Below are 14,241 nucleotides of genomic sequence, written 5' to 3'. Positions count from 1 at the left end.
TCACATACTGCTTTCGAATTCGTCGAGCTCGTCCTGGGACAGTTCCACCGTGGCGGCGGCGTGGACAGCGGGGCGTGCGTCGGCGTCCGGTGTGAGCTCCGCCCCGAACATTCGCACCGTCCGCTTGCGCATCACCTCACGCGGTGCCAGCGGAATCGAGGCCTTTCGCGCCCGCGATGCCACGGCCAGGCAGGTGATGCTGTCGCCGCCGAGCGCGAAGAAGTCGTCGTCGATCCCCACGCGTCCGACACCCAGAACCGCCGCGACGATCTCGCACAACATCGTTTCCACCGGCGTTCGGGCCGGTACGAACGTGCCTCCGCCCACGGCGTCGACGGTCGGAAGAGCCCGCACATCGAGCTTGCCGTTGATCGTCATCGGAATGCGTTCCAGGGCAGCGAACAACGTCGGCACCATGTACTCGGGCAACGTCGCTGCCAGCCGGTCTCGAATGGAACCGAACAGCACGGACGTGTCGGTCGTACCGCCGTCGCGAGGAACGATGTATGCGGCCAGGGCGCGAGTACCACTCCCGATCTGCACCGTACGCACCACCGCGCCCACCACACCCTCGCATGCGGCCACGGCGCGTTCGACCTCTGCGGTCTCCACTCGATAGCCGCGAATCTTCACCTGGTCGTCCGCGCGACCGAGGTAGTCGAACAGACCGTCGGCTCGAATGCGAACCAGATCACCGGTGCGGTACATCCGTGCGCCCGGAGTCAAGGGGTCGGCCACGAATCTCGTTGCCGTGTCGCCGAATCGGTTCACATAGCCCCGCGCAAGACCGACACCGGAGAGGTACAACTCCCCCACCGAACCGATCGGGACCGGCCGTAGCCACTGGTCCAGGACGGACGCACGTGTGCCCAGGATCGGCGAACCGATGGACGGCCCGACGCTGTCCCTTGTTCCGGTACCGAGCGCGTTGATCGTGTACTCGGTAGGCCCGTACAGGTTGTAGCCGATGCCGTCGAGCCGACTCCACAGTGCATCCGGTACCGCCTCACCACCCAGCAAGACCAGGGGAATTCGATGTCCGTCGCGTTCGTCCAACAGTCCGAGATCGAGCAGATGTCCGGCATACGTGGGCGTCACGTTGACCACGTCGATTCTGTTCTGCTCGCAGTAGTGAGCCAATGCCTCACCGTCGCGGCGTAATTCCTCGTCGCAGATGTGTACCTCGTGACCTTCGACGAGCCACAGCAACTCCTCCCACGACATGTCGAAGGAGAACGACACCGTGTGTGCGATCCGCAGGGTGCGGTCTCCTGCCACGGCGACGGTGGGAGCGAAGATCTCGTTCCGGTGATTGATCTGCATGTTCGTCAGACCGCGATACGGAGTGACGACGCCCTTCGGTGTTCCGGTCGAGCCGGAGGTGTAGATGACGTAGGCGGGGTGCTCGAGTCGGCCGACGGTGCCGGACGCAAAACCGACCGACGCTGTGGCCGCCTCGACTTCCGACGCGTCGATGTCGTACGCCAACTCTGTTACGACCTCAGGGGAGTCGACGACCATCCGTGTGGCGGTGGTGGCCAATCCCCGGCTCTCCGTGTCCACCGTCGTCACCAGAACGGCCGGTTGCGCGTCGGCCAACATGACGTCGAGACGCTCTGTCGGATAGTCGAGTTCGAGGGGCAGGTACGCGGCACCGGTACGCAGCACCGCGAACAGGGCCACCACCATCTCCACCGATCTCGGCAGAGCGAGGGCCACGATGCGTTCGGGAGCGGCACCCCGGCGAAGCAGCGCCAGTGCGCAGGCGTTCACCCGCCGGTCGAGGTCGCCGAAGGTCAGCCGCCGGTCTCCGAACACCAACGCGATGTCGTCGGGAACGGCCGCGGCGCGTGCGGCGAGCAATTCGGCGATCGTGTTGTCCTGCAGTCGTTCCGATCGGCCGTCGAACTCGTTCTCGACGACACTCGGCATGTCGCCCGGGGCAGACGGCCAGCGCGATATCGGCAGATCGGGCTGCGCTGCAACGGTATCGAGTGCCGATGCGAACGAGTCGAGCAGCGATCGGGCACGCTCGTCGTCCACAGAATCGGGTAGATACGTCACCGACAGGTTCAGTTCATTGCCGGGATCCACTGCGATGGACACCGGGAACTCGGACCCATCGACGGTCGAGATGTGTCGCACGCGGCGCTCGTTCCCTGCCGACGTCGATTCTTGTCGTCCTGCAGGCCCGGCAGCGTTACGCAGGACGAGCAGGGTGTCGAACAGAGCCCCCGCACCGATGGCCTGCTGAATTCCACCGAGACCGAGGGTGTCGTGCGGCATCAGGTCGAGACGCTGATCCTGCACGCGCGCAGCCACATCGGTGGCCGAATCGAATCCACCTGCCGTCACCCGGATCGGCACCGTGCTGATGAACGCGCCGATCGCGGTGTCGGAACCGGCCACATCCATGGGCCGACCGGCGACGGCGGTACCGAACACCACATCGGACCGCCCCACCACACGCATCAACACACTCGCCCAGGCCGCTGCGAGAACCGTGAACAGAGTCGAACCGGATCGACGTGCGTGCAGATCCAGCGCGCCGGACACCGCTGCCGTCACTCTGCGTTCGATCCTGCGGGGTGAACCGTCCCCGCGGGTGGCCTCCGCGGCCACCGAGGTCGGGCTGTCGATATCGCCGAAGTACCGCTGCCACGCCTGCTCGGACTCGGCACGGTCGCGAGAAGCCAGCCAACGCAGATACTCACGGTAGCCGTGGTCCGTAGTAACGGGCGTGCCGTTCTCGTCGTGCTGCTCCAGGACTCGAGCCACGAGCAGTGCCGAGGATCCGCCGTCGAAGCACCCGAACCAGTAGGTGGTCAACAGTCGGTCGACCCCTCCGGGAAGGTGCACCAGGGTGACCCGAAACAGTGGCGGCGCAGCGATGTCGAACGAGAGCGCCCGGTCGTCCGCGAGAATCCGGCTCCATCGATCGTCCACCTCGCTCGCCGGGCACGCACGGAGATCCACCACCGTCAACGGTGCCTGCACCGCAGAGAGTACGACCTGGGCCGGCGCGATGTCGTCCGGCGTCACGAAGGCCGTCCGCATCGCCGCGGTGGTATCGACGACCGATTGCAGAGCTCGCCTGATCCTGTCGTCGTCGAGGACGCGGTCGACCTCGACGACGGTGCGGACGGTGTACAGCTCGGTGGCATCGGCGTCGACACCTACCTGGAAGACGAGCCCGAGCTGCAGTGGTGACAGTGGCCAGACGTCGTCGATCGATCCGAATTGCTCCCTCAACGAATCGAATTCGGTGGACTCGACGTCTGCGAGTGGGCCGCGGCTCGCCTCGGGTGCGGCCTCGTCGCCTCGGGCACGCCGCAACCGCTCCTGCACCAACCTACGTCTGACGTCGTCGAGATCCATGGGTTCCTTCATCGAGTCGGCTGCTGTTGCGTGCACTGTGTGACGAGCAAGGACTTGTCCACTTTGCCGATGGCGGTGACGGGCAGCGATGTTCGTGTCACCACGCGATCGGGCAGTTTGAATCCGGCGCAGCCGGCCGCCGTCAGGAAGGCCCGCACGTCGGCGACGGTCGGACCACTTCCGTTCGGCACCACGACTGCGCAGACACTTTCGCCCACAGCGGCATCGGGCACCCCGATCACCGCGACCCGCGCTACTGCAGGATGGGTGAGCAGCAGGTCTTCGAGCTCGTCGGCCGCGACGTTCTCGCCGTTTCGGGTGATCACGTCCTTGATGCGACCGGTGACGACGAGATGGCCGGACTCGAGCTCGCGCACCTGATCCCCACTGCGATAGAACCCATCAGGGGTGATGGCAGTCGTATTATGTTCTGCCGCAGAATAATAGCCATTGATGGTGTAGGGGCCCCGCGTCAGCAATTCACCGACTTCCCCGGGCGATACATCGTTTCCGTCCGCACCGACGACGCGCACCTCGTCCAGATGGGACAACGGCCTGCCTTGCGTTCCGATCACCAGTTCCGCGCTGTCCTCGGCTCGGGTGTAGTTCAGTAGCCCTTCGGCCATGCCGAACACCTGCTGCAGCCGGCATCCGAGCGCGGGCTCGACCAGCTTGGCGACCTCAGGTGCCAGCTTCGCTCCCCCGACCTGCAGCAACCGCAAGCTGGACAGGTCTGCATCCTCCCATTCCGTTGCCTCGCACCACAGATGAGTCAACGTCGGAACCAGCGCCGTGATCGTCACGCGATACCTCTCGATCAGCGCGAACGCGTGGTCTGGGCTGGCACTGCCGGAGAACACCACCGTTGCCCCTACCCCGAGGGCACCGAGCAGCCCGGGGCATGCGAGCGGAAAGTTGTGTGCGGCAGGGAGAACGGCGAGATACACGTCCTCGGGCCCGAGATCGCAGACCTCCGCACTGGCCCTGGCGTTGTATTCGTAATCGTTGTGCGTACGGGCAATCAGCTTGGGCAATCCCGTCGTGCCACCGGAGACCAGCAGTAAGGCAGGATCGGTCGGCCGGGCGCGCGGAAACTGTCGGGGCACCCCGGCCACCGCGGACAGAGAGGTATGGGACCCGCCGCCGTTCGATTCGGGTCCGGAACTGTCGACGAAGACGTGCCGAACACTCGTCACCGACGCGAGAACCTCATCGGCGAGTTCGCAATAGTCGAAGTCGCCGGCCCGATCGGAGATCACGTACGCCACCGCCGATGCGGTGGCGGCGAGATGGGTGATCTCACGTCGGCGATGTGCAGGCAGCGTCAGCACCGGGATCGCTCCGCATTCGAGCAAAGCGAACAGCACGACCGCAAAGTTCACGGAGTTCGGCAATTGCACGACCACCCGGTCGCCCGGTTCGATGCCGCGATCGGCGAATCCGGCTGCGACGCTCCGCACTCGTCGAAGCAGCTCGTCGTACCTCAGCTCCGTGCGATCGTCGACGACCGCCCTCGAAGTGCCGAACTGCGTCGCCCACGTTGCGAACACCTCTGGAAGGGTTTCACCTCGCCACAACCCGGCGTCGAGGTACCTGCGGGCACGCTCGTCGCCGAACGGTACGAAAGCGTCGACGTCGGCGTCCGGCTCGGCAAGTTCGGTCATGTTCTGCACCATGGATTCTCGTCCTCCGGGAATGCGAAGCGGGTCAGGAATGGTGTTCGAGCGCGGCCGACAGTTCGTCCTCCGACATCGCTTCGACCGACAGGAAGATCTCGGCGGTGGCTTCGAGGAATTCTGCGTCACCTTCTGCGTCGATCATCCGGTCCGCGAGCCCGGCCACGGTGGGTGCCGCGAACATCATGCGCACGGTGACCGACGTGATGTCGAAGGACTCGCGAATGCGGGCGACGATGGTCGTCGCCAGGACGGAATCGCCGCCGAGCGCGAAGAGCGTGTCCGTCACACCGATGCCGTCGACCCCGAGTACCTTCTGCCAGATCAGGGCGAGGGCGCTTTCGAGGTGAGTTCTGGGCGCAATCCGGGCATCGACCCGTTCGCTTTCTCCCGCTGCGCGACACAGCCGGACGACGGCAGCGGAGTCGATCTTGCCGTTGACGGTCAGCGGCAGCGCGGAGACCGTCACGATCTGCTCCGGCACCATGTGCGCTGGGAGACGCTCGGCGGCCCTGGCCCTCACGGCCGCTACCGTCTCACGGGGATCCGCGTCTCGATCGGTCGGCACCACGGCGGACAGCAGGATCGGAGCTGCGGTGCGGTCGACAACGGCTGCGGCACTGGCCACCTCGTGATCCGCGGTGAGTGCCGCTTCGATCTCTCCGAGTTCGATCCGAAATCCGTTGATCTTGATCTGGTTGTCCACACGGCCCACGAATTCGACCATGGAGCCGGTCTCGGCCATCGAGCCGGGGCAGTACCGAACCAGGTCTCCGGTGCGGTACCAGCGGTAGCGGTCGGCCTCGACGAAGCGCTCGTTCGTACGCTCGGGATCGCCCAGATAGCCGTCGGCGAGACCGACGCCCGCGACCCACAACTCACCGGGCACCCAGTCCGGCACCTGGTTCCCACGCGCATCGACCACCCGAAGCGCCATCGACGCGAGCGGCACCCCGAACGGGACCGTGCGCCAGTTCGGATCGACGTCCACGACCTCACAGATGCTGTTGTGGATCGCGGTTTCCGTAGCGCCACCGAGTCCGGCGAACCGACATCCGGGAACCGCCGCCGTCAGCCGCCGGTAAAGGTCGATACTCACCTTGTCGCCGCCGAGCATGACGACCTCGAGCGAACCGCCCACATCGTCACCGGTGGACAGGATCATGTCCAGCAGCGGGGGCACGCAGCTGATCACCGTGACGCGGTGCGCACGAATCAGAGCGGCCCAGCGCTGCGGATCCTTGCGCTCGTGTTCCTGGATTAGCACGGCCGTACCGCCGGCCGCGAACACCGAGAACAGGTCGAACGTGCACAGGTCGAAGTCCAACTCGGACAGGCACAATGGACGGTAGCCCTCGTTCAGGTCGAAACGTTCGACCAGATCCATGATCGTGTTCATCGCGGCGCGATGCGAGACCACAACACCTTTCGGTTCACCCGTGGAGCCGGAGGTGAAGATCATGTACGCGGGCGCGGTGTCGGGGCCGAGGTGCGGGGCGGGCCGAGGCTCACTCAGGATCGCGTGGGACACCGCGAGACCGTCGTCGCCCGATCCGCCGATCGTCACCGTGAACCCCGCTTTTCGGGCGATCAGCGCAGCACGGCTCGACGGTTGGTCGACGCCGATCGGTACGTACACCCCGCCCGCGGCGAGCACACCGAGAACTGCGACCACTTGATCGGGACCCTTCGGCAGCGTCACCCCCACCGTGTCGCCCACTGTCATATCTCGGTCCCTCAGTGCCCCAGCAACTCTCAGTGCCCGGTCACACAGATCGCCGTACGTCATCGACTCGTTCTCGCCCCACTCGAGCGCCACCGCGTCGGGATGCTGCGACGCGCGATCGAAGAAGGCGCGGTGCAGAGTCTCGTTCCCGGCCGACTGCGACGCGTCCGTTCGGGGTACATCGGCTGACGGAGTTCGCGACATCAGCTGACGCGGTGGAACCAGCTGACCCACAGGCTCCGCCCACACGGAGTCACCGTCGACCACGAGTGCGCGAACCAGCGTCTCGAACGCGTCGAACATCGCGTCGGGAACTCCTGGGAGGAACTCGTTCTCGCGTATGTCCCAGTTGACCAACACGCCACCGTCGAGTTCGGTGATCTGCGCGTCGAGAACCACCTGCGGCCCCTGCGACATGATCCACACCGGATCACCGAAGACCTGCCGCGCGCGAGCGTCGAACAACTCGCCCAAACCGAGCGCGCTCGTGAAGACGACGGGAGCCAGCACCGGCTCTCCTCGACGGCGACCGAGGTCGCGCAGCACCTCGACCCCGGAATAGTCGGCGTGCGAGGCGTCTTCGTGCAGTCGGGACCGGATCCGACGGGAACGTTCGACGAACGAGAGCGGCTCGCTCAGATCGACTTCCAGCATGACCGACGACGAGAAGTCACCGATGAGATTCTCGACGTCGGGATGCGTCGGAGCGCGATCGAACATGGGCACGTTGAGCAGAAACCGTTGTTCACGAGACCAGGCACCGATCACCTCGGCGAACGCCGTGGCCACTGCCACCGCCGGGGTGACTCCGTGGGCTCTGGCGTGCGTCTGGAGATCACCGTATGCCGCGGAGTCGAGATGAAATGCCCGACGCAATGCTACCGGGGCACCCGAATCATGTTCCAGCAACGGAAGAGTCGGCGCTCCGGGCAGTGAGTCGAGGCGCTCGGACCAGTAGCGTTCGGCCTGAGCACGGGCGCTGCGTCGATCGAGCGGCCGATCGGCGAGGTACCGCGAATAGCTGTACTCGATTGCCCGGAGGGGATCGCCGTCGTAGGCCCGCGCCAGGTCTGCAACCAGAATACGAAAACTCACTGCGTCGCCGGCGATCATGTCGATGTCCAGGTGCAGACGCGTGCGACCGTTCGGCAGGAGCGACAGATCGGCCGAGAACATCTCGCCCGCTTCGATATCGAGCATCTGGTGGGTCAGACGGAGCCGCGTTTCTTCGAGGCGGTCGGTCGGGTCGGACTCGGATCGTAGGTCGTGGACCGTCAACCCGCGCCACCCCGAGGTCGGTTCGATGCGCTGCTGTCCGTTGTCCGAAATCCGGGCCCGCAACATCTCGTGCCGTTGCGCGACGGCATCGAGCGCCGCACGTAGTCGATCGGGATCCACTGCCTCGCCGTCGAATTCGGTGTAGAGATGCGGTGCGACCCCGCCGAACCGCTGCTCGGCACTGCGCCCGATCCAGTAGGCGTGCTGCAACAGTGCGAGATCGAACTCCGACGTGTCCGGTTCGACCAGCGTCGATTGCCGCTCGGAGTTTCGGGAACTCGATTCGGCCGAACCACCGATCAGTTCGGACCAGGCAGAAATGTTCGGCTGCGCAGCGAGCTCGGCAAACGTCACCGTCGACCCCTGCTTGCGGAATCTCCCGACCAACCGCATCAGAACGATCGATTCGAGACCCAGCTCGAACAGATCCGCGTCCATCGCCACAGCCCCGGGTTCCGCACCGATCAGTTCTGCAACCACCGCCCGCAGTTCGTCCCGTCCGATTCCCCGCTGATCCATCCGGTGAGTCCCCTTCGATCGACTGTGTTGCGTATGCGCGCGACCAGGCGATATCCAGAGCCCGTCCATAAGGAAAGGCTACCCTCGCTTAGCCGACCCTGAGGAGGCTAGCATCTGTGGGCCACCGCGAGGAGGGTGCCCTCGGCCCCTACCTCGACACCAGGAAGTACGGCGCTCCACTCGACATCGGCCATCTCGGCCTCGACGAAAGCAGACACGTGACACCGACTTCGAGCAGATTCGGCTCCGCACCCCGCGCCCTCACCGGAGGCATAGCGGTTCTCGTGCTTCTCGCTGCTGCCGCGTGCAGCAGTGGCACCACCGGCAGCGACGACGCCGGCACCCAGACCGTCGACCTGAACGCGAACCCCGCCGCGTGCAGTGCGAACGACCGCGTCGATTCGGTCGACCGAGCGTCCGGACCGTTCACGTACACCGACGGCCGCGGACGGACCGTTTCCCTCGATGCACAACCGACCAGAATCATCGCCGACGAGGAATCCGCCGCTGCGCTGATGTCGTACGGAATCAAGCCGATCGCCATCTGGTCGACGACGCCGATGGGGACCAGCCCGATTCTGAGTTGCTCCGATCTGACGGGCATCGAATCGGTCGGCGAGACCTGGGGCACCTTCGATTTCGAGAAAGCCGCCAGCCTGGACCCGGATCTCGTCATCGGTGAGTTCAACCCGAGATTCGGCCAGTTCGGCAAGTTGACCACGACGGCCGATTCGTCCAAGGCCGACACGATCGATCGGATCGCTCCCACCCTGGGGGTCACCTTGGACACGACGTCGACCGCGAAGACCATCGAGAACTACGCCGGGTTGGCGTCGTCGCTCGGCGTCGACCTCGACACCCCACAACTGGCAGACATCAAGTCCGACTACGACGCTGCTGTCACCAACTTCAAGAAGGTTGCGTCCGAACGTCAGGACCTCACCGGAGTGGGAGTCTGGCCCCTCGACGTCGCCTACGTACTCGATCCGTCGGCGGATCCCGACTTCAGCGACTACGAAAGCTGGGGCCTGAAGATGTACACCCCCGACGGCACCGACGACGGTTACTGGAAGAAGGTGTCCTGGGAGAATGTGTCGAGCGTCGATGCCGATGTCGCGTTCGTCTACCACGACGTTGCCAACGCATCCGACGTGAAGCTTGCCGACATCCCGAGCCGTTACCCCGGCTTCGACACCATCTCCGCCGTCGAGAAGCAACAGATGGTGCTGTGGGACTACGGCGCCAACAAGAGCTACAGCCGCTACACCAACACCATCGACGTCTACGCCGATGCACTGTCCAAGGCGCAGAAGGTCACTGCCGAGTAAGCGCGGCCGCGATCTCCGCCGCCAGTCGGTCGAGTTCGGATCGATGCGGCGACGACGGCCGAGCCCGCAGACCGAATCCGTCGCCGATCATGCGCGGGATGACGTGCAGATGCACGTGGAAGATTTCCTGACCTGCCACCGTGCCGTCGGCGAGGAACAGGTTCACCCCGGCGACGCGCGGATTGCTCGCTCGCACAGCGGCAGCCACCTTCTGCCCGACGACGAACAGATGCGCACCGATCTCGGGCGGCAACTCGGCCAGCGTCCGATACTGCTGCTTGGGCACCACGAGCACGTGCCCGGTGGTGAGAGGCCTGATGTCCATGAACGCGATCGCGGTGTCGTCCTCGTGGACGCGCGACGCCTCGGCGGTCCCGGCAATGATCTCGGAGAAAATCGTGTAGGGGTTCACGGCATCGAGCCTAGGCGTGAGCGCAGACCGCACGAACGACACCGCGACTGCTGAAACTGCACGACTGACTCGACCCGACTACTGTTTGCCGATGAGCATCGGCGGGGTTCTCTTCGACATCGACGGCGTACTCGTCACGTCGTGGCAGGCGGTACCCGGGGCAGCCGCGACGCTGAAGTACCTGGACAACAACGACATTGCACGCGCGTTCCTGACCAACACGACCTCGAAGACGCGCGAGCAGATAGCGGCGGCATTGCGCGACGTCGGACTCGACGTCCATTCCGACGAGATCGTCACCGCCGCGTCGCTCACCGCGGATCATCTACGCGAGAACTACCCGGATGCTCGGGTGGTCATGATCAACAACGGCGAGATCGCGGCCGATATGCCGGGCATCGAATTCGTCGAGGAGTCTTCCGGGGATCCGGATGTCGTGGTCGTCGGCGGTGCCGGCCCGGAGTTCACGCACGAGCGTCTCAGTCGCGTCTACGACTGGCTGTGTCGCGGCATTCCCGTCGTCGCGATGCATCGATCGTTGATGTGGAGTACCGGTGGCGGGTTGCGCATCGACACCGGCATGTACCTCGCCGGGATGGAGCAAGCGTCCGGACACGCCGCGAAAGCCATCGGCAAGCCCGCTCCCCTGGGCTTCCGCACGGCGTCCGAGCGGATGGGCGTCGATCCGGACGACGTCGTCATGGTCGGCGACGACCTCGACAACGACGTCCTCGCCGCCCAGGTCGTCGGCATGACCGGTGTTCTGGTGCGCACCGGAAAGTTCCGTCAGGACGTGCTCGATCGACGCATCACCGACGAATTCGCGATGGAACCCGATCACGTGATCGACTCCGTCGCAGACCTGCCGGACGTCCTGATGTGAGTGGAAACTCGTAGCCCACTACGAGTTTCCACTCACAACAGAGAACTCAGAGAATCGGCGACGGGATGTAGGCCGCACCGGCCGGGAACTTCGCGATCAGCCGCTCCACGGCCGAGACGACCGCACTGACCTGTGCGTCCGCTGCACCGACGAAGGCCGTCTTGTCGGCCAGCGCCGCATCGAGTGCAGCGCGGTCGAGCGGCAGTCGGCCGTCGGCAGCCAGCCGATCCAGCATGTCGGGCTCGAGTCCCTGCTCGCGCATGGCCAACGCGACGGCGACGGCGTGTTCCTTGATCGCCTCGTGCGCGGTCTCGCGGCCGACGCCTGCGCGCACGGCCGCCATCAGCACCTTCGTCGTCGCGAGGAACGGCAGGTAGCGGTCCAGTTCCTTGGCGATGACGGCGGGGTACGCACCGAACTCGTCGAGCACGGTCAGGAAGGTCTCGATGAGACCGTCGATGGCGAAGAACGCGTCGGGCAGCGCGACGCGACGCACGACGGAACAGAAGACGTCGCCCTCGTTCCACTGCGCTCCGGCGAGCTCGGCGGCCATCGATCCGTAGCCGCGAAGCACCACCTGCAAGCCGTTGACGCGTTCGCACGAGCGGGTGTTCATCTTGTGCGGCATCGCCGAAGAACCGACCTGGCCGGGCTGGAAGCCCTCGGTGACCAGCTCGTGGCCCGCCATCAGGCGGACAGTGTGCGCGAACGACGACGGCCCGGCACCCACCTGGACCAACGCGGACACGACCTCGTGATCGAGCGAGCGGGGATACACCTGGCCGACGCTGGTGAGCGTGTGCCGGAAGCCGAGATGATCGGCGACGATGCGTTCGAGTGCGACGAGCTTCGCGGAGTCTCCGCCGAACAGGTCGAGCATGTCCTGCGAGGTGCCCATCGGGCCCTTGATGCCGCGCAGTGGGTAACGCGCGATCAGTTCCTGCAGCCGGGACAGCGCGAGCAGCAGCTCGTCGGCGGCCGACGCGAAGCGTTTGCCCAGCGTGGTGGCCTGAGCGGCGACGTTGTGGCTACGGCCGGCCATGACGAGGGAGGAGTATTCGGCGGCGCGTTCGGCCAACCGCTTCGCCACGGCGACACCGTGCGTGTGGACGTGTTCGAGCGAACGCAGAATCTGCAGCTGCTCGACGTTCTCGGTCAGGTCGCGGCTGGTGAGTCCCTTGTGGATGTGCTCGTGACCGGCGAGGGCGTTGAACTCCTCGATGCGGGCCTTCACGTCGTGCCTGGTGACGCGTTCCCGCTCGGCGATCGACGCCAGGTCGACCTGGTCGGCGACAGCTTCGTAATCGGCGATGGCCGCGTTGGGCACGTCGACTCCGAGCGAGGACTGTGCGCGCAGCACGGCAATCCACAATTGCCGTTCGAGCGTGATCTTGTATTCCGGAGACCACAGCTCCACCAGTTCGGGGCTTGCGTAACGGGTGGCCAGGACATTCGGGATGCTCACGAGCATCCAGCTTACGTGGCCCAGTTGTCGGTCTCGGATGAGGTCGGACTCGAATTCGGCCGTCGGACCGAGCATCGCCGCAGCGTGGAATAACCGCACCGCATTCCGATGTTGCAGCCGCCGTGAGCCGAACAGTGAAGGTCGACATCTGGTCCGACATCGCGTGCCCGTGGTGCTTCGTCGGTAAGCGCCGTTTCGAGGCAGGTGCTGCGGAGTTCATCGCCGATGGTGGGACGCTCGAGGTGGAGTTCCACTCGTTCGAGCTGGCACCCGACACGCCGGTCGACTTCGACGGCAGCGAGGTCGACTTCCTCGTCTCCCACAAAGGCATGCCGGCCGCCCAGGTCACGCAGATGTTGGGGCAGATGACCGAGCTGGCCGCAGGCGAGGGGCTCGCGTACGACTTCGACGCCGTGCAGCACACCAACACCGTCAAGGCGCACGAGCTCCTGCACTTCGCCAAGTCGAAGGGCAAGCAGGTCGAGATGAAGGAACGGCTGCTGGCGGCCTACTTCGAGGAGGGCGGCCACGTCGGACGCGTCGACGACCTCGCCGACCTGGCCGCGGAGATCGGTCTCGATCGTGACGAGGTGGTCGAGGCGCTGAAGTCCGGGGAGTTCCTGCCCGCCGTGCGCGCGGACAAGGAGCAGGCCATCGCCTATGGAATCAGTGGTGTGCCGTTCTTCGTGATCGACGGTCGCCTCGGTGTGTCGGGCGCGCAGGAACCGTCGGTGTTCGCCGACGTCCTGCAGAAGGCCGCGGCCGGCGCATGAGCGGCCCTTTGGAAATGGTCGGCGACGACCGCGGCCCCGTCTGCGAGGACGGTGTGTGCGAGGTGCCGCCGATCCGAGACGCAGACCGGGGCGAGAACGACTTCGGGCTGAACACGCCGGCCTGAGGGGGCCTGAGTCAATCGGCCGACACCTGTTCCGCCGGTGCCACGATGTCGATGACGGCCAAGAGCATGCTGCGCGCCATTTCGCGCGGATCAGGATCCACCTCGCTGAGCGCGCCCACCACTGCACCGTCGACCACTGCCACGAGTCGTCGTAGCTGCTCTTCCTGCACCGTCCGCCCCGATCGACGCAGCACATCGGTCAGCAGGTCGTCGATCTGGGCACGCAGCCTCAGCTGCACCTCGCGCAGTTCGGGATGCCGAGCCGACGCGATGAACCGCTCGTATCTCGCGACCAGTTGCTCATGGCCACCCTGCGGCCCGATCAGCAGATCGACGATGAGGTCGACGGTCGACTCCATCTTCTGCGAGCACTTGCCCTCGTCGTCGATACGTCCGCGCATGACATCGATCTCGCGGGTCCCGACGACGTCGACCGCCGCGGCCACCAAGTCGCCGAGCGACTCGAAATAGTAGGTGGTCGACGCCAACGGCAGTCCGGCGCGAGCGGCAACCGACCGGTGCCGAACCGCGTCGAATCCACCCTCGACCAGCAGGTCTGCAGCCGCCGACGCCAGAGCGTGGCGGCGGCGCACTCCCTTCGGAGTCGCACCCGACACCTTGTGCTGCGACTCGGTCGGACCTGCGGACATTCCAGTCATCGTGCCAGCTCGCAGCCGT

At 65.5% G+C, this 14,241-nt stretch carries 10 protein-coding genes; 4 read left to right on the top strand and 6 right to left on the bottom strand.

All coding sequences use genetic code 11. The features are described 5' to 3' along the window. The 3 genes from AB0O58_RS20155 to AB0O58_RS20145 are packed head-to-tail and all read right to left on the bottom strand — an operon-like array spanning position 1 to position 8,577. On the bottom strand, positions 1-3,390 hold the full coding sequence (locus tag AB0O58_RS20155; protein ID WP_366238677.1) for an amino acid adenylation domain-containing protein: 3,390 nt from the start codon (positions 3,388-3,390) through the stop codon (positions 1-3). After that, on the bottom strand, positions 3,387-5,042 hold the full coding sequence (locus tag AB0O58_RS20150; protein ID WP_366238676.1) for an AMP-binding protein: 1,656 nt from the start codon (positions 5,040-5,042) through the stop codon (positions 3,387-3,389). Before AB0O58_RS20150 ends, AB0O58_RS20155 begins: the two co-directional genes overlap by 4 nt. A gap of 43 nt (positions 5,043-5,085) precedes the next feature. Next, positions 5,086-8,577, bottom strand: coding sequence for an amino acid adenylation domain-containing protein (locus AB0O58_RS20145; protein WP_366238675.1), 3,492 nt, complete (start codon positions 8,575-8,577; stop codon positions 5,086-5,088). Between the two features lie 116 nt (positions 8,578-8,693). On the opposite strand from AB0O58_RS20145, the gene AB0O58_RS20140 reads away from it, so the two are divergent. After that, positions 8,694-9,905, top strand: a complete 1,212-nt coding sequence (locus tag AB0O58_RS20140; protein ID WP_206497848.1) for an ABC transporter substrate-binding protein — start codon at positions 8,694-8,696, stop codon at positions 9,903-9,905. On the opposite strand, the gene AB0O58_RS20135 is transcribed toward AB0O58_RS20140, so the two are convergent. Continuing rightward, complete coding sequence (locus tag AB0O58_RS20135; RefSeq protein WP_027495809.1) at positions 9,892-10,317, bottom strand: HIT domain-containing protein; 426 nt, start codon at positions 10,315-10,317, stop codon at positions 9,892-9,894. The two genes, AB0O58_RS20140 and AB0O58_RS20135, sit on opposite strands and share 14 nt — an antisense overlap. A gap of 91 nt (positions 10,318-10,408) precedes the next feature. Between AB0O58_RS20135 and AB0O58_RS20130 the strand changes: the two genes are divergently transcribed. Further along, positions 10,409-11,200, top strand: coding sequence for an HAD-IIA family hydrolase (locus AB0O58_RS20130; protein WP_135042887.1), 792 nt, complete (start codon positions 10,409-10,411; stop codon positions 11,198-11,200). Between the two features lie 46 nt (positions 11,201-11,246). On the opposite strand, the gene purB is transcribed toward AB0O58_RS20130, so the two are convergent. After that, positions 11,247-12,671 (bottom strand): adenylosuccinate lyase, encoded by a 1,425-nt coding sequence (purB, locus tag AB0O58_RS20125; RefSeq protein WP_032374311.1) that lies wholly within the window; start codon positions 12,669-12,671, stop codon positions 11,247-11,249. Positions 12,672-12,787: 116 nt separating this feature from the next. On the opposite strand from purB, the gene AB0O58_RS20120 reads away from it, so the two are divergent. Beyond that, positions 12,788-13,438 carry a DsbA family oxidoreductase gene (locus AB0O58_RS20120; protein ID WP_366238674.1) on the top strand — a complete coding sequence of 217 codons (651 nt, stop codon included), beginning with the start codon at positions 12,788-12,790 and terminating at the stop codon, positions 13,436-13,438. After that, positions 13,435-13,563 carry a hypothetical protein gene (locus AB0O58_RS20115; protein WP_366238673.1) on the top strand — a complete coding sequence of 43 codons (129 nt, stop codon included), beginning with the start codon at positions 13,435-13,437 and terminating at the stop codon, positions 13,561-13,563. The genes AB0O58_RS20120 and AB0O58_RS20115 overlap by 4 nt, the downstream gene beginning before the upstream one ends. Positions 13,564-13,574: 11 nt before the next feature. Here the strand turns inward: AB0O58_RS20115 and AB0O58_RS20110 are convergent, their stop codons facing one another. Next, on the bottom strand, positions 13,575-14,222 hold the full coding sequence (locus tag AB0O58_RS20110) for a TetR family transcriptional regulator C-terminal domain-containing protein (RefSeq protein WP_032367536.1): 648 nt from the start codon (positions 14,220-14,222) through the stop codon (positions 13,575-13,577). Between the last annotated feature and the right edge of the window lie 19 nt (positions 14,223-14,241).

This window comes from Rhodococcus sp. NPDC080181 (genome assembly GCF_040702225.1).
GTDB lineage: Bacteria > Actinomycetota > Actinomycetes > Mycobacteriales > Mycobacteriaceae > Rhodococcoides > Rhodococcoides fascians.
Note: the sequence above shows the minus strand (reverse complement) of the source record. Positions and strands in the feature narration are given on the sequence as shown.

Bases quoted from the DNA above. Each gene is read 5' to 3' on its own strand.
- AB0O58_RS20130 (WP_135042887.1), top strand. From the start codon at position 10,409: ATGAGCATCGGCGGGGTTCTCTTCGACATCGACGGCGTACTCGTCACG.
- AB0O58_RS20150 (WP_366238676.1), bottom strand. From the start codon at position 5,042: ATGACCGAACTTGCCGAGCCGGACGCCGACGTCGACGCTTTCGTACCG.
- AB0O58_RS20115 (WP_366238673.1), top strand. From the start codon at position 13,435: ATGAGCGGCCCTTTGGAAATGGTCGGCGACGACCGCGGCCCCGTCTGC.
- AB0O58_RS20145 (WP_366238675.1), bottom strand. From the start codon at position 8,577: ATGGATCAGCGGGGAATCGGACGGGACGAACTGCGGGCGGTGGTTGCA.
- AB0O58_RS20110 (WP_032367536.1), bottom strand. From the start codon at position 14,222: ATGACTGGAATGTCCGCAGGTCCGACCGAGTCGCAGCACAAGGTGTCG.
- purB (WP_032374311.1), bottom strand. From the start codon at position 12,671: ATGCTCGTGAGCATCCCGAATGTCCTGGCCACCCGTTACGCAAGCCCC.
- AB0O58_RS20155 (WP_366238677.1), bottom strand. From the start codon at position 3,390: ATGAAGGAACCCATGGATCTCGACGACGTCAGACGTAGGTTGGTGCAG.